An 18,927-nucleotide genomic window follows, 5' to 3' on the forward strand; every position below is an offset into this window, starting at 1 on the left:
CGGCCCTGATGACCCGGCTCGACCAGCTGCGCGGCCCCGGGAAGGCCAAGCGGCACAACGCTCGCACGATCGCCGCCCTCACCGGCAATCCCGGCTGCAACCGGCGTGCCGTGCTGGACGCGGCGGGCGTGGACAAGCTCAAGCTGGCCGAGGCGGTCGGCTTCCCGGGCAGCTTCGGCCAGTCCCGGTTCGCGCTCACCCGTGGCAACGCGTTCGAGGCGATGCTCAAGGCCGACGACTGCGCGCTGCTGCGCTCGGCGCTCGGCGCCGGCGACGCGAAGCTGCGCTACCAGGATCTCGGCGCGGACTCCGACGACACGCTCACCGACCGGCACGAGCGCACGCTGCGGCTGCTGGCCGGGGCCGAGGCCGCGCTGATCGACCACCCGCTGCTCACCCTGGAGGTGGCCGGCCAGACCGTCTACCTGGAGCCCGACCTGGTGGCGTACGCGCATCGGGGCCGCCTGCAGGTCGTCGAGATCAAGTCGTTCGCGATCGTGGACGGCCAGGCGGACAGCGCCAAGGTCTCCGCCGCCGCGACCCAGGCCGCGGTCTACGTGCTCGCGCTGCGTGAGCTGCTCGGCCGGCTGGGCATGGACCCGCTGCTGGTCGACCACGAGGTCATCCTGGTGTGCCCGGAGAACTTCGCGATGCGCCCGGTCGCGGTGCGGCTGGACGTCCGCAAGCAGCTGGCCACGCTGCGCCGGCAGCTGTCCCGGCTGTCCTCGGTCGGCGACCTGATCGCCGCACTGCCGGACGGGCTGACGTTCGACCCGAGCCGGCCGGCCGAGGAGCTGACCGCGGCGCTCGGCCACGTGGCGCCGCGCTACGCCCCGGAATGCCTGTCCACCTGCGAACTCTCGGTGTTCTGCCGGCACGAGGCGGCGGGAACCACCGGGGCGCTGGGACGGCCGGTGCGGGAGGCGCTGGGCGGCATCGAGAGTGTGGCCGAGGTGCTCGCGCTGGCGTCCGGGGCCCGCGAGCCGGAGCCGGCGCAGGCCGAGGCCGCCGCCCTCCTGCGCGCCGCGCTGCGCCTGCGCGAGGAGGCGGTCGCCGCCGCGGACGGCTCCCGGGCCGGGGCCGCCCGTTGAGCACGCTCACCGCGCTGGCGCGGGCGCAGGCCGTCGCGGCCGGGCGGGCACAGCCCATCGCCACCGTCCGCCACCTGCACGTGCACGACCATCCGATGGTCCTGATCCCGCTGGCCATGGCCGGCGAGGCCAACGCGCCGCTGGCCGCCCTGGCCGGCACCGACCCGGCCAGCCCGGAACTGCTGGTGGTCACCCAGCCCCGGGACCGCGACGAACGATTCCGGTTCGCCGACCGGCTGGGGCGGATCCTGATCCGGTACGTCGACTCGTTCACCGACGCGACCGAGGACGTCCCGACCGACCGGGGCAAGGACATCCGGACCCGGTACGCCGACGCCCCGCAGCTCTGGGTGCCGAACCCGGGTGGCGTCGACTTCCTGCGCCTGTTCGGCCGGTCCACCCGGTTCCGTACCGTGGACGGCGAACACCCGGTCCCGGCCACCGTGCCGCTGCTCGGGCGCTGGCTGACGTTCTTCGCCAACAGCGCCGAGGTGCCCGGCTCGTCGCTGCTGGCCAACGCGGTGCAGGCGCTCACGCTGCACTGGGCCACCGGGCAGAGCGGCGCCGAGGACGCCCAGCTCGGCGTGCTGCTCGCGTGGATAGAGGAGGGGGCCGAGGCGGCCCGGGCGGTGGAGAACGGGCCGGTCGCCGGGCCGGCCACCGATCCGGACTTCGACAACCGGGTGCTCGGGCCGCTGATCGAGCGGGACGCGCCGGAGCTGCCCGAGGTGCTGCGCGAGCTGATGCTGCCCACCTGGGAGCGGATGTGGCGGACCCTGAACCTGCTGCGCCGGCTGCCGGCAGGCTCCCGGGTGGCCGGGCGCTGGGACGGGGACAAGGACGCGTACACGGCGTTCGCCCAGTACGTCGCGGAGGGCGGGGCGCCGCAGCCGCGCCGGGACGGCGCGGTCGCGGCGGCGGCCCGGCTGCAGCGGCTGGAGAGCGCGGCCGCGCGGTACGCGGTGCAGCGCGCCTTCGACGACCCCCTGGTGCTGGCGGAGTATCGGCTGGCCGGGGCGGCGTTCGCCGGGACGGTGACGCTGGCCGCGCCGGACCGGATCGACGACAGCGGGAAACGGCCGGTGCTGCGGCCGCGGATCATGGTGCGGACCGCGGAGGCGGTCCGGGTCGAACCGGGCGCGGTGCTGACGTCACCGGCGCGCCCCGGCCAGAAAGCCCGGGTCGTCTCGGTCACCCCGGTCCCGGCGGCCGGCCTCGCGGCTTCCGCGGGCGATCGGGCTGCGGTCCCCGCGGCGGACCGGACCGGGCTCGCGGCTCCTCCGGGCGATCCGGCGGTGGCCGCCGCGGACCCGGCCGCAGCCCCGCCGGTTGCCGGGGAGTTCGATGTGCTGCTGGAGCTGTCCGGTGGGATGGGGCGCAAGCTGGTGGCCGAGCCGGGCAGCGTGCCGGCGGTCGGTGAGCGGCTGGTGCTGACCACGTTGAGCGACGAGTTCCGCCGCGGTGGAGTCCTCCCAGACCCCTCCGAGACGCCCTGGACCCACGGCGGCCCGCCGGTCGGCGACGAGTCGCCCGCCTGATGCCGCCACCGGGTCGGGCGCGGCGGCGGTGAGCGGCCGGAACGCGGCCACGGGTGGACGGCGATGTCCCCTCAGCCGGTGAGCCGGACCAGCAGCAGGGCGATGTCGTCGCTGCGGCGGGAGGCCACCTCCAGCAGCCGGTCGCACAGCTCGTCCCCCGGGTACACCGCGCAGGAGCGCAGCACCTCGGCGAGCCGCGTCACCCCGTCGTCCAGCATCTGATCGCGGTCCTCGACCAGGCCGTCGGTGTAGAGCACCAGGGTCGAGCCGGGCGGGACGTACCGGACCGAGGTGGTGCGCGGCTCCTGCAGGGGCAGGCCGAGCAGCGGCTCCGGCGGCACCCACCACACCTGCACCCGGCCGTCCGGCAGGAGCAGCAGCGGTGGCGGGTGGCCGGCGTTGGCGAAGCCGATCGCGTACCCCGACCAGGACTGCCGGACCCGGGCCAGCACCGCGGTGGCCGCGGCCGGCACCCGCAGACCGTGCAGCGTCTGGTCGAGCTGGGCGAGCAGGACACCGGGCTCGTCGTTGCGGCCGTACGCATTCCCGCGCACCAGGTTCCGCAACTGCCCCATCGTGGCCGCGGCTTCGATGTCGTGCCCGGACACGTCCCCGACCGCGACCATCACGCTGCCGTCCGGCTGGGCGAAGGCGTCGTACCAGTCCCCGCCCACCGCCGCGCCGTCCTGCGCCGGCAGGTAGCGGGCGTGTAGTTCCACCCCGGGCAGCGCGGGCAGCTCGGTGAGCAGGCTGCGTTGCAGCACCTCGGCGACGTGCCGCTGCTCGCGGTAGAGCCGGCTGTTCTCCACCGCCAGCCCGGCCCGGCGCCCGATCTCCGCCGCGATGCGCTCCTCGGCCTCGGTGAACGGCGGCCGGCCCGGCCCGTTGACCAGCAGCACCGCGCCCAGCACCCGGCGCCGCACCGGCGAGATGATCGGCGCGACCATCGACGAGCCGAGCCCGGCAGCGGTGGCCAGCGCCGCCAGCTCGGCGTCGCTGACCCGGCCGCGCAGTTTCTGCGGGCCGTCGGCGTGCCGCACCGGCCGGCCGTGCCGGCGCGCGGCCAGCACGACCGTCTGCAGGTCGGTGCGGGAACGGGCGGCCAGGTCGGCCAGCCGGGCCATGTCGGCGGCCCGCGCCGGATCCCGGTGTGCCGCGCTGACGTGCGGCGCGGCGCCCGGTGCGTCGGCGTAGGTGACCACGCACCAGTCGGCCAGCCCGGCCGTGACGATCCGCCCGAGCCGGCCCATCGCCTCGTCCACGTCCATCGTCGCGGCCAGCGACTCGGTCAGGTCGGTCAGCAGCTCCAGCTGCTGGTGGGCCGACTCGGCGGCCCGCTGGGTCTCCTCGGCCACGGCCCGGGCGATCCGCAGGCACACCTCCGACGAGCAGACCGCGGCCAGCTCGGTGAGCAGCGCGACCTCGCTCGGCGTCCAGTCCCGTGGCTCGCGGTCCACCGCGCACAGCGCGCCGACCACCAGGCCGTCCGGGTCGGTGATCGGGGCGCCGGCGTACGAGATCGCGCCGACCTGGGTGATCGCCGGGTTGCCGCACATCCGCGGGTCGGCGCGCACGTCTGGGATCACCAGCATCTCGCCGGCCACCACCACGTGCCGGCTGAACGAGTGGGTCAGCGGCATGATGCGGTCACTGGCGAACGGCTCCGGCATGCCGACCTGGCCGGCCAGGTACTGCTTGTCCGCGTCGACCAGACAGACCACCCCGATCGGGGCGTCCACCAGCTTGCGGACCAGCATCGCCACCCGGTCGAACGCCTCGTCCGGCCCGCGGCCGCCCAGCCGCCGCACCGAACGCAGGCGCACCGGATCGGCGAGCACACTCTGCTCGGTGTCGCCGATGACGTCCCACTGAAGCACCATCGCCCCCCGGCCGGTCGCCTGTCAGGCTACCGGCGCGGGCCGCGTGCGGTCCCGCACGCTGCCGACCCGATCATCCGTTTCCGGTGGGCCGATCGGCCGGTATCGAACCCCTCATCCGTGCCAGCGCCCCAGGTGAGCGCTATATTGACCGACCGCGGCGATAGGTGACTCATCCCACAGTCACCTGTTCGTGCCGCGGGCCCGGCGCCGCCCGGCGCGGCGTGCGACCCACAGCCGGGTCGTGTGGCCGCTGAGGCCGCTCATGCCGCGGGACCGCTCAGGGGGCGTGGTCGCTCAGGCGGCGTGGCCGCTCAGGCGGCGTGGCCGCTCAGGGGGCGTGGCCGCTCAGGGGGCGTGGCCGCTCAGGGGGCGTGACCGCTCAGGCCGCTCGGGCCGCGTGGTCGCTCAGGCCGCGTGGCCTTCAGGTCGCTCAGGGGGCGTGGCCGCTCAGGCGGCGTGGCCGGATGGGCGGTCGAACGGCCGGCGGGCGCCCGCCCGCATACCGGACCGGATGGTGCCGCGGATCTCACCCGGCGCCAGCCCCGCGTACCGCGCCGCGGCCGTCAGCTCGCGGCCGACCACGGCGGCGTCGAGCAGGCCCGCGCCGACCAGCCGGCCCAGGCCGAACGCGGCCCGGTTCAGCGTGTCGTTGCGGCAGCCCACGGCGGCGGAGGCGACCCGCTCGACCGCGGCGGCCAGGGCGACCTCGGCATACCGGTCGGGGTGGGCCAGCGGTGCCGGCGGCGCCGGGGGCGGACCGGCGATCATGGCGAGCAGCGCGGGCGGGCCGGCCGGCAGCGCCGGACCCGGGCGGCGGATCCAGGTGTACCCGGTGCCGGTGGCGTGCCGCGACGGCGGGGCCAGCACATATCCGCCCGCGCCGCGCCAGTCCAGGCCGGGCAGCAGGCGGACCCGGTTGCCGAATCCGGTCGGGTGGAACCACAGGTGCCGGCCGCCCCGGCCGGTGCGCACCTGCGGGCCGGGCGGGACGTCGCCGCCGAGCAGGTGGCGCAGCCCGTGCCAGCCCTCCGGCGAGTCGACGTCGGCGACGTCCATGAAGACGCCGGTGCGCAGGCCCACGTTGGCCCGTGGCCAGTGCGCCCACCAGAGCTGGATCTGGCGCGGATCGGTGCTCGCCTCGCGCACGCCGTGCCGCGATCGCGGGTGCTTGCCGGGACGGTCGCATCGGGCTCCCCGCCGGCAGGAACAGCACCCACCCCGGTCAGGCGTGTGCACCGGCAGGACGGGGATGCCGTGCCGGGCGTACGCGAGTGCGGCCGTGAGCGACATTAGAACAACCGTACGACAGATCCGGCTCCCCGGCAGCGCCCGGACCGCACGTGCCAGGCGACCCGGCTGCCCGCGCGCCGGGCGATCTCCGCGTCCCCCGGGCGGACCGGGCGCCCGTGGACGGCCACTGCGGCGAGGTGACCGGCGTCCGGCGCCGGCCGTGACAGCGGCCGGCGCGGCGTTCGACGGCCACCGCCGGGTCACGTCCGGTACAGATGCGCCAGCATCGCGTGGTTCGCCTCCCAGCCGTCCGGGAACCGGACCGGCACGTTCAGGTGCACCGGCTCGATCGACGGGTGCGCGTCGAGCAGCTCGGGGATGCCGGCGCGGGTCACCACCACGCACGCGTGCCGGTGCCGTGAGGTGAGCACGCAGAGGCGACCGGACTCCAGGTGGAAGGCGGTGGCGTCGCGTCGGCCGGAGAGCGGGTGCAGCACCACGGTGAGGTCGTACTCCCGGCCCTGCAGGCGGTTCGCGGTGTCGACGGTGACGCCCGCCGCCTCCGGCGGCAGCAGCGCGCGGATCGCCGCCGCCTGGTCGCGGTGCGCGGCGCCGATCGCGATCCGGCCGGGCGTGAGCACCCCGCTGCCGGCCTCCGAGGCGGCCACCCCGCCACGGGCCAGAGCGCGGGCGGCGAGCCGGGCGCAGGCCGCGGCCGCCTCGGCGTCGGTGCGCACGGTGAACCGGGCGGGCAGCTCGTGCAGCCCCCAGCCGGTCTTCGCCGCGACGTCCAGCACCCGGTCCAGGTCGGTCTCGGCGGGCCGCTCGAAGCGCAGCGTGCGCTCGCCCGGGCCGGTGCCCGAGCGGAACCCGGTGAACGGGTAGAACGCCTCGGCGACCACCGGCGCGGCCGACGCCGGCAGCCGCCAGGAGACCGGCAGCCGATGCACCGGAAGGTCCGGGTTGTGTCGCAGCAGCACCGCCACCGCGCTCTGCATCGGATCCCAGGACAGGCCGGTCCAGCGGTCCACCTCGACGGTGGAGAACGGGTCGAGCTGACCCGGATCGCCCACGAACAGCGCCCGCTCGAAGCGCGGCGCGACCCGCAGCAGCGCGTCCGAGCGCATCTGGTACGCCTCGTCGACGATCGCCCACGGCCAGCTGCCCTCGGTCACGGTGGCCCACTTGGCGGCCGTGCCGATGGTGACGGCGGGGGACGCCAGGTCCGGCACCTTGGCCGCGACCCGGCAGTTCGGATGCTCGCGGACCCGGTCGGTGCGCTGGTAGTCGACCGCGGACAAGCGGCCGACCGTCACCTCGGGGCTGCGCGCGCCGAGCCGCTCGATCAGGTCGTCGACCTGCTCGTTGGTCTGCGCCACGATCATCAGCGGCGCACCGGTCGCGGCCAGCTCCCCGGCCGCGCGCACCACGAGCGTCGACTTGCCGGCGCCGGGTGGGGAGTCGACGACGATGCCGCGATGCCGTCCGGAGCGGAGATCGCCGAGCACCGCGGCGATGACGGTGGCGGCCTCCTCGGCCGGGCTGACGGAACTCACCCGGGCACGGTAGCGCGGTCCGCCCGCGGCCCCCGTCCGGCGGGCGCGAGGGCCACCACGGTGGCAGTCCGCCGGTGTGGGCGGGCAGCCGCCACCCGGGCGTCCGGCGGGCCGGACGGGCCGGCTCCGTCCGGGCGCCGCGCGGCGGTGTGAGCGCTGCCGGCGGGGCGGCGGAACCGATCCGCCGCGCCGGCGCCGGTCGTACCGAAAGGCCGTGAAGTTGATCCGGCGGCGCGCCGCGACCGCCGCGTCCGGCCGGTTTCCGCGGCGTTCCGGCGCGGCGACCGGAAAGGTGCGGCGTGGCCGGACCGACCCTGTCCACGGCCGCCGCGGGATTCCCCGGCGGCGGCGCTCGGCGTACCCGGAAAGGGATCGATCGGCGTGACGCGGCGCCGCGCCGGAACCGTGCGGCGGCACGCCGGGCCCTTTCATGGATCGGGATTAATGGACACGACACCGGCGGCGTCGCGGCCCGCCCGGCGGCCGCCGGGCCGGGTTCCGGCCTCGCGTCGCCGCCCGGCGTCCACCCGGGTCGTCGTGCCGCTGCGCGCCACCCCGTCGCCGGCCGTTCGCGCGCATCGGGCCCGGTGACGGCTCGTGGCCGGGGCGGCGATCCGGGCCGGCGATGCCCGGCGCGGCCTTGCGGTCGTGCCGGGCGGCCCGGCGCGAGGCGGTGCGACCAGGCGCTCCGCGTCCGTCCGGGTGCGGCGCGCGGCGGTCGCCGGCGTGGCCCCGGGCGCCTGCCGCCGGACCGAATGCAATTGTGCCGCGCCGCGCCGCGGGGTGCGGCCGTCCGCTGATTGGCGCCGGTGCCGCCGATCCGTTCGGAAGCGATGTCGCGGGCCGGTCGAATCGCGTCCGTTCCACTCCATTGGCGCTTCCGGCGTTTCCCGGTCGCCTTCATCCGGCCGTGCCGTTTCGTTCGGGAATTCCTTTGTCATGAGCCCGGCGCCGCCATTGTGGCGGTGTTGCGGCCCGCGGGCGACGGTGGAATCACGGCTTTTCGGCGCGCCGCCCGGGGCGCCCGCGGATATGCTCTCCGGTGGTGCGGCGTCACCGGCTCCGGCGGGCCGCGGGCGGGTCCGATCCGCAAGATCCACTTCGCGCCGCCGGCCGGTTGCCGGACTTCGTGGCCGGCGAACGAATGTTCTGACGGGTATCCGACACTCGCCCTGGCCGGCTTGCGCGGAGCTGGGGGCTCGGCCTGCTGATGGCATCCGGGACGCGACCGGATGGATCTAGGTGAAAGCGGGATGCAGTGGATGGAAGTGGTTTCGATCCTCGGCGGCCGCCCGGGCGCCCCGGCCAAGATGATCACCAAGTGGGTCATGGCGCAGGTGATGGACCTATTGATCATGCCGTGTGTGGTGATGTTCGCGGAGTCGTCACCGGTCGGAAATAGTTCAGGGGTTCAATAGTGGGTGCGCAGGAATAGCGAAACCGGCCTGCAACTTGCGCGTGCGGTTCGCCGCGCAAGTTGCAGGTTCGGTCATCTCCGCGCGCGACGCCCCGGCGTGGTGGCTAATCGTTGATCGACACCCGAGATTACATTCATCGTGATTTTTATGATCTCGTTGTGGCCCCTTCCAGTCGATCATTGGAAGTGCAACTCTTCTAGCCAGCAGTGACGTCTACATCACGGACGGTGGTGGTGGGAATGCGTCCAGACGTTCTCGTCGGTCCGAGCGATTGGCTGGTCGAGCAGTTCGGTGACAAGGTCGCCGACGAACTGTGGACTCGGGTGCCGGAAGCGCTGAGCACGGCCATCGACCGCGAGGTGCACGCCCACCCGGCCATGACCCAGACCGTGGAGCGCGTGCTGGGCAACCCGCGGTGGCCGCTGCCGTACGAGGAACTCGTCCTCTTCCTCGGCACGCTGCCCGGCGCCGAGATCATCAGCGTCCCGAAATCGGTCTACCAACTGGTCCTGATCAACGGCCACGTCCTGGTGCCGTGGTGCTACGGCCAGTCCGCGCTGATCTCGATGGCCGACGCCGAGGTCGGCCGCTCGTTCGGCCGGCTCGCCCGCGAGCTGCTCGGCCGGTTCGGCCCGCAGTGGCGCCGGTCCCCGGTGGAGTCGCCGCTCCCGCTGGACGCGGTCGACGAGCGCGAGGTCGCCAAGATCTGCGCGGCGATCGCCCGGATCGAGCCGAAACCCGAGGTGGTCATCGCGGGGTACGCCGGCGCGCCGAACCTCGGCCTGCTCCGCGCCTGCCTCGGCGAGGTCAAGTCCACCGACAACGGCACCCTCAACTGGAGCCACCTCGACGACCTGCCGTTGCCGCCGCCGGTCATCCCGCGCCCCCGGCGTATGCGGTTCCCCTGACCCCTGTGCCGCGGCGGGCCGGAGCCGCCTGGTGGACGCCGCCCTCCCGCCCTGGGCGGCGTCCACCGGTTCCGGCGCAGGTTCCGCCCCGGGCCCTGCTCCAGCGGCTCCGGCGGATGGGACGCCCGGCCGAGGTCGCGGAGGTGGTCACCGTCCCGCTCTCCGACGCGGCGGCGTTCCCCAGCGGCGCGATCATCCCGCTGGACGGCGGCCGGTCCGCCGTCGGCCGCGACCCCGAGGAGGCCTGATCCCGGTGCGGCGGACCGTGCCTCCGAAGCACGTGTCCGGGCCCGGGGAGGCCTGATCCCGGTGCGGCGGACCGTGCCTCCGAAGCACGCCCCCGGCCGTCGCGATCCCGGGCCGGACGCCCCGCTACGGGCTGACCACCGTGCCGACCGGCGGGCGCGCCCCGCCTCTAAACTCCACGGGATGGAGTCGCCCACGACGATCCGGGACCGGGCTGTCGCGGTCGCCGACTACCTCCTCGCGGTGCGCGCGCAGATGGACCGCCCGGCCCGCACGGTGCCCTCCGACGCGCACTGGCTGGACGCCCTGCCGGCACATCCGGACTGCCGGACCGGCCCGGGCCCGGACGGCGCCTCCTGGCTGCGGGTCGGCCGCCCGAAGCCACCGCCCCCGGTCACTTTGCGCCCCGAGCCCGCTGCTGACGTCACCGGCGGTGCCGAGCCCGCTGCTGACGTCACCGGCGGTGCCGAGCCCGCTGCTGACGTCACCGGCGGTGCCCAGCCCGCTGCTGACGTCACCGGCGGTGCCGAGCCCGCTGCCGGCGCCGAGGCCGACGTCATCGCCGGTGCCGAGCCCGCCGGCGCCGAGCCCGCCGCCGACTCCGAGGCTGCCGAGCAGACCCGTGACCTGCACCGCCGGCTCCTCGACCGGATGCACCAGCTGGACATGGCGGCCGCCACGACCGAACTGGTCTGGGGACACGGCATCCTGGAGACCGCGATCGACGGCGCCCGGGTCCGCTATCCGCTGGTCGCCACCCCGGTCCTGATCGAGTACGACGCGGACCGCGCCCTGATCACCGTCTCCCCGTCCGGTCCGGCCCGGCTGCAGACCGATGCCCTGCACGGCCTCGACGAACGGCATCTCGCCCGGTTGCGGGACCTGGCCGGGCCGGGCGGCGTGGTGCAGGTCGATCTCTGGGACGACCTCGAACGCCGCGAGTTCTTCCAGCGTGCCCTGACCTGTCTGGGCCACGACCGCGCCGTGCTCGTGGCGGGCGCGGCTGCGGGGCCGGGGGAGCGGGCGTCGGTCCGCGATACGGCCGTTCTCTTCGCCCGCCCACGCCAGCGGCAGCTCCGCGGTTTCCTGGAGAATCTGCGCGACCGCCTGACCGCCGGGCGCGCCACCGATCCGGTCGGCGCCCTCGCCGCGATCCTGGCGCACGAGCCGAGCCGGCTGGCCATGCCGGACGACCGCGCGCGGGACTGGCGGCGGGTCGGTGAGCGGCTGCTCATGCCGCTGCCGACGAACGCCGCGCAGGAGTCGATCGCGCGCCGCCTGGCCCAGCACCGCAACGTGGCCGTTCAGGGTCCGCCGGGTACCGGTAAGACGCACACCATCCGCAATCTGATCTGCCATCTGATGGCGAACGGCAAGCGGGTGCTGGTGGTCGCGCAGAAGGAGGAGCCGCTGCGGGTGCTGCGCGACGGCCTGCCCGAACAGGTGCGGGCGCTGTGCCTGGCGGTGCTCGGCCGCACCACCGATCAGCTGGCCCAGCTGCAATTGGCCGCGCGGGAGCTGTCCGACCGGGCCGCCACGCTCGACATCGAGGCGCAGGCGCGCCGGGTGGAGCGGCTCACCACCGGTCTGGAGGAGGCCGAGCGGGAGCTGACCGACGCGATGGCGGGGCTGCGGCTGATCGCCGAGAGCGAGGCGGCGACGTACCGGATCGGCGGGGTGAGCCTGCTGCCCGCCGAGGTCGGCGCCTGGCTGCGGGAGCGGGCCGCGGCGCACGGCGGGATCCCGGACTCGGTGTCCGGCCCGCCACCGCTGACCATCGAGGAGTTCGCCGCGCTGCTCAAGCTGGCCGCCCGGCTGACGCCGGACGACCGGGCCGCCGCGATGCGGCCGCTCCCGGAGATCATGGACCTGCCGGACGCCGCCACCGCGGCGGCCCGCCGGGCCGGGATCTCGGCGGCGCGGGAGCGTCTGTCCCGGTTGTCGGAGCATGTCGACCTCGCTTGCGTACGCCGTGAGCAGCAGACCGCCCACGCCGAGCTGACGAGCGATCTGCGGGATGCGGTCGCCTGGCTGCGCCGCCGCGAGGGCACCTGGACCGACCGCCTCGGCCGGTTGATGGACGACCAGCACTGGCGCACCCTGTGGGCGGACCACGTGTCCACCGTCGCGGCGCTGCTCGACGAGCTGGCGGCCGGCGCCAGGGAGCAGGCCGGGCACCGCGTCGAGATCGGGGCGACCCTGCTCGCCGAGCCGAGACTGCTGCTCGCCCGGCTGGCCGAGATCCGGCAGCGGTTCGCCGCCGGCCGGGGGCTCAACCGGCTCCTGCAGGCCGGGCTGTTCCGGGTCGCCGAGGAGATCCGGGTGGACGGTGAGCCGATGCGCACGGTCACGGACGTCGATCTGGTGGCCGCCCGGGTGCGGCGCGCGCAGGCGCACCGGCGGCTCGGTGACGTCTGGGTGGAATGGGTGGAGCGGCTGCGGATCGACGAGCCGAGCGGCGGCTGGACCGACCCTCCGGTGTGGGCCGGGGCGCTGCTGGCCGAGGCGGCCCAGTCGCTGGAGTTCGATCTGCGGCGCTGGCCCTCGTTGGTGGAGCGGGTGACCGCCCGGGTGCCGCAGGCCGGCCTGCAGCCGGACGGCGCGCGACTGGCGGCGGTGGCCGAGATGATCGACGGGGCCGGTGAGGTCTTCGGCCTGGACCATGCGCAGGCCGCGGAACGGGCGGTCACCGAGCGGCTGGCGCCGTGGCCGGAGCTGGCCGCGGCCTGGCGCACCCTGGACGGCTGGGACGAGGCGATCGCCGAGATCCGGCGGGTGGCCCTGCTGCAGCCGGACGTGCTGCGCTTCCAGGCGCTGCACGACCGGCTGGCGGCGGTCGCGCCGGAGTGGGCCGCGAAGATCGCCACCGGGGGACATCCGGTGGTCTCCGGGCCGGCTTGCCTCCAGGCGTGGGAGTGGCGCCGGGCGCAGACCTGGTTCGACAGCGTGGTCGGCGACGTCGACCCGGCGGCGCTGGGCCGCCGGGTGGAGCGGGCCCGGACGACGATCCGGCGGCTGACCGGCGAGCTGGTGGTCGCCTCCGCCTGGCTGGAGGTGGCCCGCGCGTTGGACGACCGGCGCCGGGCCGCGCTGGCCGACTGGACCACCGCGCTGCGCAAGATCGGGAAGGGCGCCGGGCGCGGCGCCGCGCTCTGGCAGGCGCACGCGCAGCGCGCGCTGGAGTCCGCGGTGGCCGCCGTGCCGGTCTGGGTCATGTCGGTGGACCGGGCGATCGAGCAGTTCGCCGGGGGCGCGAAGTTCGACGTGGTGATCGTGGACGAGGCGTCCCAGGCGGATCTGTTCGCGCTGCCGGTGCTGTCCCTGGCCGAGCGCGCCGTGGTGGTCGGCGACGATCAGCAGGTCGGCCCGCAGCTGAGCTTCGTCGGCCCGGTGCAGGGGCTGATCCGGCGGCATCTGAGCGATGTGCCCTCGGCCGAGCACTTCGACCCGGAGTCGTCGCTCTACGACCACGCGGTGCGCCGGTCGCCGGAGCGGATCCTGCTCACCGAGCACTTCCGGTGCGTGCCGCAGATCATCGAGTTCTCCTCGCGGCACTACTACGCCGGCAAGATCATGCCGCTGCGGGCGGATCGGCCGTCCCTGCCGCCGATCCGGAACGTGTACTGCCCGGACGGGGTCCGGCGGAACCTGCCCGGCTTCGGTGAGGTCAACCCCGACGAGGCGGACGCGCTGGTCGACCGGGTCACCAGGATCGTCACGGATCCCCGGTACGACGGCCGCACGCTCGGCGTGATCAGCCTGCTCAGCAGCGGTGGGCAGGCGGGTTACCTGCTCCGGCGGATCCGCGAGGCGATCGGCGAGGACGAGATCCAGGCGCGGCGGCTGCGGGTCGGTGACGCGTACACGTTCCAGGGCGACGAGCGGGACGTGGTGCTGCTGTCCATGGTGGTGTCCGGCCGGGACCAGCGGATCGCCGCCTTCACCAGGCGGGACTACCACCGGCGGATCAATGTGGCCGCGTCCCGCGCCCGCGACCAGCTGTGGATCTACCACTCGGTGCGGCCGGAGGAACTGCTCGCGGACGACGCGCGGGCGCTGCTGCTGTCGTACGCGATGCGGCTGCCCGCCGCCCGGACCGCCGCGAGCGATCCGGCGGCGGCGTGCGAGAGCGATCTGGAGCGCTACGTCCTGCGGCTGCTCGTGGCCCGGGGGCACCGTCCGATCCGGCAGTTGCCGATCGGCGACCATCGGATCGACTTCGTGCTGGACGCGCCGGACGGCCGCCGGCTGGCGATCGAGTGCGACGGCGACGCCTGGCCGGGCGCGGAGCGGTGGGAGAGCGACATGCGCCGGCAGGCGCTGCTGGAGCGGGTGGCCGACTGCGTGTTCGTCCGCATCCGGGGCAGCGTCTTCGCGCGCGAGCCGGAGGCGGCGATGCGGCCGGTCTGGCAGCGGATCGCCGAGCTGGAGATCCGGCCGGCCGCCGATTGACGATCACGTACAGCGAGATTGCCGGAACGTGGCGTGCATGTGGACGGCGCCGGGCGGGTAGGAGATCGCGCAAGGTTCCCCGTCGGATACTGGTAGTGACTGTCCGTCATGGAGGGCGAGACGCTTTTCGGTGGAATTGAGCGGTAAAGCGGTCCGCCGTTCGGTTGTTTCGATACTCTGGATGGGCGATAATTCCCTGCTCCTGGCCTTGCCTACGGAAACGTCAAAACTTTGACTCTGGCGTCCCCTGTTACTACGGCCCGGTGACAGGTCGTAATAGGTGAGGGGCCCGGCGGCAGGTGAGGCGGCCGTGGCCAAGGGGGGAGGTGTCGGCGGATGACCGTGCCCGAGGAGCGGGAGCGCTGTGCGTTCCCGGCGACGCCGCTGCCCGAGCAGCGCCCGCCGGCGCCGGACCGCGCGGCCTGGTTCTCCTACACCGCGGCCAGCGACCAGATCGTCTGGTCCGCCGCGCTCTCCGCGATGCTCGGCCGGGCGCCCGCCGAGAAGGAGATGACCCGCCAGATCCTGGCTCGCTACGTGCACCGGGACGACCTGGCCGCGGCGCTGGGCGCGATCACCGAGGTCTGGACCACCCGCGCCGGCGTGCCGGTCACCGTGCGGCTGATGCGTGGCGACGGCGGCTGGTTCGACGTGGACTGCCGGCTGGAACCGATGATGAGCCCGGACGGCACGGTCCGCGGCATCCGCGGCACGGTGCGCGACGTCACCGCCCGGGAACGCGCCCGCCGGGAGGACGACCGGCTCACCCGCCGCGGCGAGACCGTGCAATCCTCGCTGATCGAGCCGGACCCGGCCACCGGCCTGCTGACCCGGCCACGGTTCGCCGACGAGATCGACCGTGCGCTGCGCCTGGCCGCCGGCGCGCTTCTGGTGCTGCGGGTGCAGGCCGAGGGCGCCGGCGACGGCGGGGCGGGAGTACGCCCGGAACGCAACGCCGACCTGCTGCACCGCGCCGCCCGCACGCTGGAGGGCCGCCTCGCCCCCGAGCAGCTGCTCGGCCGGGTCGGACCGAACGAGATCGCGGCACTGCTCCCGGCCACCACCTGGACGGTCGCCCGCAAGCAGGCCGGCGCCCTGGTCGAGGCGCTGCGCGCGGACATCGGGGCGCGGGTCTGGGGCGGGCTGGTCCGGTTCCGCCCGGACGGCGAGGCGGGCAGCCACGATCTGCTGATCGACGCCGAGCAGGCGTGGCGGCAGTCCCGGGACGCGGACCGGCCGCTCACCCTGGTCGCGCATCCGGTGCCGGCCCGGGACCGGCAGGGGTCGTACCGCAACCGGGTCGCCGACGCGCTGGGCACCGACCGGTTCACCCTCTACTCGCAACCGATCCTGGAGTTGCAGACCAACCGGGTGACCCGGCACGAGCTGCTGCTGCGGGTGCTCGACGAGGCGGACGGCCCGCAGTCGCCGATCCAGGTGCTGGACACCGCGGAACGGCTGGACGCGGTCTTCGACATCGACCTGTGGGTGGTGGAGCGGGCCATGCGGCTCGCCGCCGAGCAGCCCGGGATGGGCCTGCAGATCAACCTGTCCGGCCGATCGGTCGGCGATCCCCGGCTCACCGCGGAGGTCGAGCGCCTGCTCGCCCAGTACCGGGTCGATCCTCAGCAGCTGACCTTCGAGATCACCGAGACCGCGCTGATCGGCAACCTGAGCGAGGCGCGCCGATTCGCCGACCGGATCCGGGATCTCGGCTGCTCGCTGGCGCTGGACGACTTCGGGTCGGGCTACGCGTCGTTCCGCTATCTGCGGCTCTTCCCGATCGACCTCGTCAAGATCGACGGGGAGTACGTCGTCGACCTGGTCGACAACCCGCAGGACCAGGTGCTGGTGCGGGCGCTGGTGCAGGTGTGCCAGGCGTACGGGATCCACACCGTGGCCGAATTCGTGCAGGACGACGCGACCCTGCGGATGTTGCGCGAGCTCGGCGTCGACTACGTCCAGGGCTATCTGATCGGTCGCCCGTCGCCGGTCGTGCCGGGCCGGTTGCCGAGCGCCTGAGACGGGTACACGTGGGCGCATGGAGCACTTCACGATCGCCACTGTCGCCGAGAAGAGTCCGGATTTCCGCCGCGTCCTGTGGACCGGCAAGCACACCCAGCTCGTCGTCATGACCATCCCACCGGGTGGCGAGATCGGTGAGGAGGTCCACGAGGTGGACCAGATCCTCACCTTCGTCAGCGGCGTCGGCAAGGCCGTCGTCTCCGGGCAGACCCGCTCGGTCGCCCAGGGCGACCTGGTGGTGGTGCCGGCCGGGCGCAAGCACAACTTCCTCAACGACGGGCCGAACCCGCTGGTTCTCTACACCGTGTACGGCCCGCCGGAGCACGCCGACGGCGCGGTGCACAGGACCAAGGAGGAGGCGGACGCGGCCGAGGAGGCGGGCAAGGACGAGCCGCCGTCCGCATGACCCACGGGTACACGACGCCGGAACCGGCCGAGGCCCCCCAGCCAGCCGGTTCCGGCGTCGTGTCGGGGTAGAAAGTCCTCGGACAGCGTACTCGCTGAGGTTCACGTAAGTCGATCGATTCGGTGACCCGCTGTGGATTGCTGTCCGCCCGGCCCATGCCGGACTGTCCGAACGCCACTAACCTTCGAGCATGGACGAGCCCCGCTGGTTGACGCCGGAGCAGCAGGCGACCTGGCGGCGGCTCGTCGAAGTGCTGGTCAAGGTGCCCGCGGCGCTGGAGGCCCAGCTGCAGCGGGACGCCGGCCTGACGCACATGGGCTATCTGGTGCTGATGACCCTGTCCGAGCGGCCCGACCGCCGGCTCCCGATGAGCCACCTGGCCCGGCGCGCCTGCGCGTCGCTGTCCCGGCTCTCGCACGTGGTCAGCCGGCTGGAGCAGCACGGCTGGGTGCGGCGCGAGCGGGACCGGACCGACGGCCGGGTGCAGATCGCGGTGCTCACCGAGGAGGGGCACGCCAAGGTGGTGGCGACCGCGCCGGGCCACGCCGAGGCGGTCCAGCAGCTGATCTTCGACCGGTTGACGGCCGCGCAGGTGCGCCAGCTCAACCGGCTCACCGGCGCTCTGCTGGATGATCCACCCGCCTGAGCCGTCCTGCGGCGTGCACGGCAGTCCGGTTCCGTCCCGCGGTGTGCGGTCTGGCCTGCGCCGCGGTGTGCGGTCGCGCCCGTCGCGCGCTGTGCGGTCGCGCTCGTTCCGCGCTGTGCGGTCGCGCTCGTTCCGCGCTGTGCGGTCGCGCTCGTTCCGCGCTGTGCGGTCGCGCTCGTTCCGCGCTGTGCGGTCGCGCCCGTCGCGCGCTGTGCGGACTCGCCTGTCCCGTGGTGTGCGGACTCGCCTGTCCCGTGGTGTGCGGACTTGCCCGTCCCGCGGCGTTCGGGATCTCGCCCGTCCCGCGGCGTGCGGATGAGAGGGTGGTCCGGATCGGACCGGTCGACGAGGAGAGGTGCGGCGAGATGAGTCAGCGGGTTCGGGGCGTGATCGCCCGGGCGAAGGGCAAGCCGGTCGAGGTGGCCACCATCGTGGTGCCCGATCCGGGGCCGGGCGAGGCGGTGGTGCAGGTGAAGACGTGCGGGGTGTGCCACACCGACCTGCACTACCGGGAGGGCGGCATCAACGACGAGTTCCCGTTCCTGCTCGGGCACGAGGCGGCCGGCGTGGTCGAGGCGGTCGGCGCCGGGGTGACCGACGTGGCGCCCGGCGACTTCGTGGTGCTGAACTGGCGGGCCGTCTGCGGCGCCTGCCGGGCCTGCACCCGGGGCCGGCCGTGGTACTGCTTCGCCACCCACAACGCGGCGCAGAAGATGACCCTGGAGGACGGCACCGAACTGTCCCCGGCGCTGGGCATCGGCGCGTTCGCGGAGAAGACGCTGGTGCACGCCGGGCAGTGCACGAAGGTTGACCCGCAGGCCCGGGCCGCGGCGGTCGGGCTGCTCGGCTGCGGCGTGATGGCCGGGCTGGGCGCGGCGATCAACACCGGCGGGGTGACCCGCGGCGACTCGGTCGCGGTGATCGGCTGCGGCGGGGTGGGCGACGGCGCGGTGGCCGGCGCGGCGCTGGCCGGAGCGACCACGATCATCGCGATCGACACCGACGACCGGAAGCTGGAGTGGGCCCGCGGCTTCGGGGCCACCCACACGATCAACGCCCGGGAACACGACGTGGTGGCCCGGGTACGGGAGCTGACCGGTGGCTTCGGCGCCGACGTGGTGGTCGAGGCGGTCGGCCGTCCGGAGACGTACGAGCAGGCGTTCTACGCCCGTGACCTGGCCGGCACCGTGGTGCTGGTCGGCGTGCCGACCCCGGACATGCGGATCGAGCTGCCGCTGCTGGACGTCTTCGGCCGCGGCGGCGCGCTCAAGTCCAGCTGGTACGGCGACTGCCTGCCCAGCCGGGACTTCCCGATGCTGACCGAGCTCTACCGGCAGGGCCGCCTCGACCTGGACGCGTTCGTCACCGAGGAGATCCCGCTGGACCAGGTGGAGCAGGCGTTCGCCAAGATGCACACCGGAGAGGTGCTGCGCTCGGTCGTCGTCCTGTAGCCCCTACGTCACGCGCGGGGTGGCGGACGTCGCCCCGCCGGTGAGCGTGATCGGGCGCCCACGCCGCGCCCCGGCCCGGG

The 18,927-nt window shown here is 74.6% G+C and carries 13 protein-coding genes; 10 read left to right on the plus strand and 3 right to left on the minus strand.

Translation table 11 applies throughout. From position 1 onward, the window contains the following. The first annotated feature begins 8 nt into the window (after positions 1 to 8). Together ACTEI_RS04620 and ACTEI_RS04625 are read left to right on the plus strand one after the other, a co-directional pair. Positions 9 to 1,091 (plus strand): hypothetical protein, encoded by a 1,083-nt coding sequence (locus ACTEI_RS04620; protein ID WP_187645916.1) that lies wholly within the window; start codon positions 9 to 11, stop codon positions 1,089 to 1,091. Next, positions 1,088 to 2,629: a hypothetical protein gene (locus ACTEI_RS04625; RefSeq protein ID WP_122976509.1), complete on the plus strand. Its 1,542-nt coding sequence runs from the start codon at positions 1,088 to 1,090 to the stop codon at positions 2,627 to 2,629. The genes ACTEI_RS04620 and ACTEI_RS04625 overlap by 4 nt, the downstream gene beginning before the upstream one ends. 71 nt (positions 2,630 to 2,700) lie before the next feature. On the opposite strand, the gene ACTEI_RS04630 is transcribed toward ACTEI_RS04625, so the two are convergent. The 3 genes from ACTEI_RS04630 to ACTEI_RS04640 form a co-directional block, all read right to left on the minus strand. After that, positions 2,701 to 4,509 (minus strand): SpoIIE family protein phosphatase, encoded by a 1,809-nt coding sequence (locus tag ACTEI_RS04630; protein ID WP_122976510.1) that lies wholly within the window; start codon positions 4,507 to 4,509, stop codon positions 2,701 to 2,703. Between the two features lie 447 nt (positions 4,510 to 4,956). Further along, on the minus strand, positions 4,957 to 5,799 hold the full coding sequence (locus tag ACTEI_RS04635) for a bifunctional DNA primase/polymerase (RefSeq protein ID WP_122976511.1): 843 nt from the start codon (positions 5,797 to 5,799) through the stop codon (positions 4,957 to 4,959). A gap of 200 nt (positions 5,800 to 5,999) precedes the next feature. Then, positions 6,000 to 7,295 carry an AAA family ATPase gene (locus tag ACTEI_RS04640; RefSeq protein ID WP_122976512.1) on the minus strand — a complete coding sequence of 432 codons (1,296 nt, stop codon included), beginning with the start codon at positions 7,293 to 7,295 and terminating at the stop codon, positions 6,000 to 6,002. 1,253 nt (positions 7,296 to 8,548) lie between these two features. On the opposite strand from ACTEI_RS04640, the gene ACTEI_RS36720 reads away from it, so the two are divergent. The 8 genes from ACTEI_RS36720 (at position 8,549) to ACTEI_RS04675 (ending at position 18,847) form a co-directional block, all read left to right on the plus strand. Further along, positions 8,549 to 8,713 carry a hypothetical protein gene (locus ACTEI_RS36720; RefSeq protein WP_164465833.1) on the plus strand — a complete coding sequence of 55 codons (165 nt, stop codon included), beginning with the start codon at positions 8,549 to 8,551 and terminating at the stop codon, positions 8,711 to 8,713. A gap of 239 nt (positions 8,714 to 8,952) precedes the next feature. Then, complete coding sequence (locus ACTEI_RS04645) at positions 8,953 to 9,621, plus strand: hypothetical protein (protein ID WP_122976513.1); 669 nt, start codon at positions 8,953 to 8,955, stop codon at positions 9,619 to 9,621. A gap of 116 nt (positions 9,622 to 9,737) precedes the next feature. Beyond that, the gene (locus ACTEI_RS38880) at positions 9,738 to 9,869 is read left to right on the plus strand and encodes a hypothetical protein (protein WP_262384650.1); all 132 of its coding nucleotides are present in this window, start codon (positions 9,738 to 9,740) and stop codon (positions 9,867 to 9,869) included. A 181-nt stretch (positions 9,870 to 10,050) separates the two neighbouring features. Beyond that, positions 10,051 to 14,319 (plus strand): AAA domain-containing protein, encoded by a 4,269-nt coding sequence (locus ACTEI_RS38885; RefSeq protein WP_122976514.1) that lies wholly within the window; start codon positions 10,051 to 10,053, stop codon positions 14,317 to 14,319. Between the two features lie 336 nt (positions 14,320 to 14,655). Continuing rightward, positions 14,656 to 16,341, plus strand: coding sequence for an EAL domain-containing protein (locus ACTEI_RS04660; RefSeq protein WP_122976515.1), 1,686 nt, complete (start codon positions 14,656 to 14,658; stop codon positions 16,339 to 16,341). Between the two features lie 19 nt (positions 16,342 to 16,360). Then, the gene (locus tag ACTEI_RS04665; protein WP_122976516.1) at positions 16,361 to 16,750 is read left to right on the plus strand and encodes a cupin domain-containing protein; all 390 of its coding nucleotides are present in this window, start codon (positions 16,361 to 16,363) and stop codon (positions 16,748 to 16,750) included. A 190-nt stretch (positions 16,751 to 16,940) separates the two neighbouring features. After that, on the plus strand, positions 16,941 to 17,396 hold the full coding sequence (locus ACTEI_RS04670) for a MarR family winged helix-turn-helix transcriptional regulator (protein ID WP_122976517.1): 456 nt from the start codon (positions 16,941 to 16,943) through the stop codon (positions 17,394 to 17,396). A gap of 365 nt (positions 17,397 to 17,761) precedes the next feature. Continuing rightward, a complete protein-coding gene (locus ACTEI_RS04675; RefSeq protein WP_122981912.1) occupies positions 17,762 to 18,847 on the plus strand; it encodes an S-(hydroxymethyl)mycothiol dehydrogenase in 1,086 nt (361 codons plus the stop codon). The last annotated feature ends 80 nt before the right edge of the window (positions 18,848 to 18,927 follow it).

It is taken from the genome of Actinoplanes teichomyceticus ATCC 31121 (assembly GCF_003711105.1).
GTDB classification, from domain to species: Bacteria; Actinomycetota; Actinomycetes; order Mycobacteriales; family Micromonosporaceae; genus Actinoplanes; species Actinoplanes teichomyceticus.

Excerpts from the sequence above, each read along its gene's own strand:
- ACTEI_RS04620 (WP_187645916.1), top strand. The coding sequence starts at position 9 with ATGACCCGGCTCGACCAGCTGCGCGGCCCCGGGAAGGCCAAGCGGCAC.
- ACTEI_RS04660 (WP_122976515.1), top strand. The coding sequence starts at position 14,656 with ATGACCGTGCCCGAGGAGCGGGAGCGCTGTGCGTTCCCGGCGACGCCG.
- ACTEI_RS38885 (WP_122976514.1), top strand. The coding sequence starts at position 10,051 with ATGGAGTCGCCCACGACGATCCGGGACCGGGCTGTCGCGGTCGCCGAC.
- ACTEI_RS04675 (WP_122981912.1), top strand. The coding sequence starts at position 17,762 with ATGAGTCAGCGGGTTCGGGGCGTGATCGCCCGGGCGAAGGGCAAGCCG.
- ACTEI_RS04645 (WP_122976513.1), top strand. The coding sequence starts at position 8,953 with ATGCGTCCAGACGTTCTCGTCGGTCCGAGCGATTGGCTGGTCGAGCAG.
- ACTEI_RS04635 (WP_122976511.1), bottom strand. The coding sequence starts at position 5,799 with ATGTCGCTCACGGCCGCACTCGCGTACGCCCGGCACGGCATCCCCGTC.
- ACTEI_RS36720 (WP_164465833.1), top strand. The coding sequence starts at position 8,549 with ATGCAGTGGATGGAAGTGGTTTCGATCCTCGGCGGCCGCCCGGGCGCC.
- ACTEI_RS04665 (WP_122976516.1), top strand. The coding sequence starts at position 16,361 with ATGGAGCACTTCACGATCGCCACTGTCGCCGAGAAGAGTCCGGATTTC.
- ACTEI_RS04630 (WP_122976510.1), bottom strand. The coding sequence starts at position 4,509 with ATGGTGCTTCAGTGGGACGTCATCGGCGACACCGAGCAGAGTGTGCTC.
- ACTEI_RS38880 (WP_262384650.1), top strand. The coding sequence starts at position 9,738 with ATGGGACGCCCGGCCGAGGTCGCGGAGGTGGTCACCGTCCCGCTCTCC.
- ACTEI_RS04670 (WP_122976517.1), top strand. The coding sequence starts at position 16,941 with ATGGACGAGCCCCGCTGGTTGACGCCGGAGCAGCAGGCGACCTGGCGG.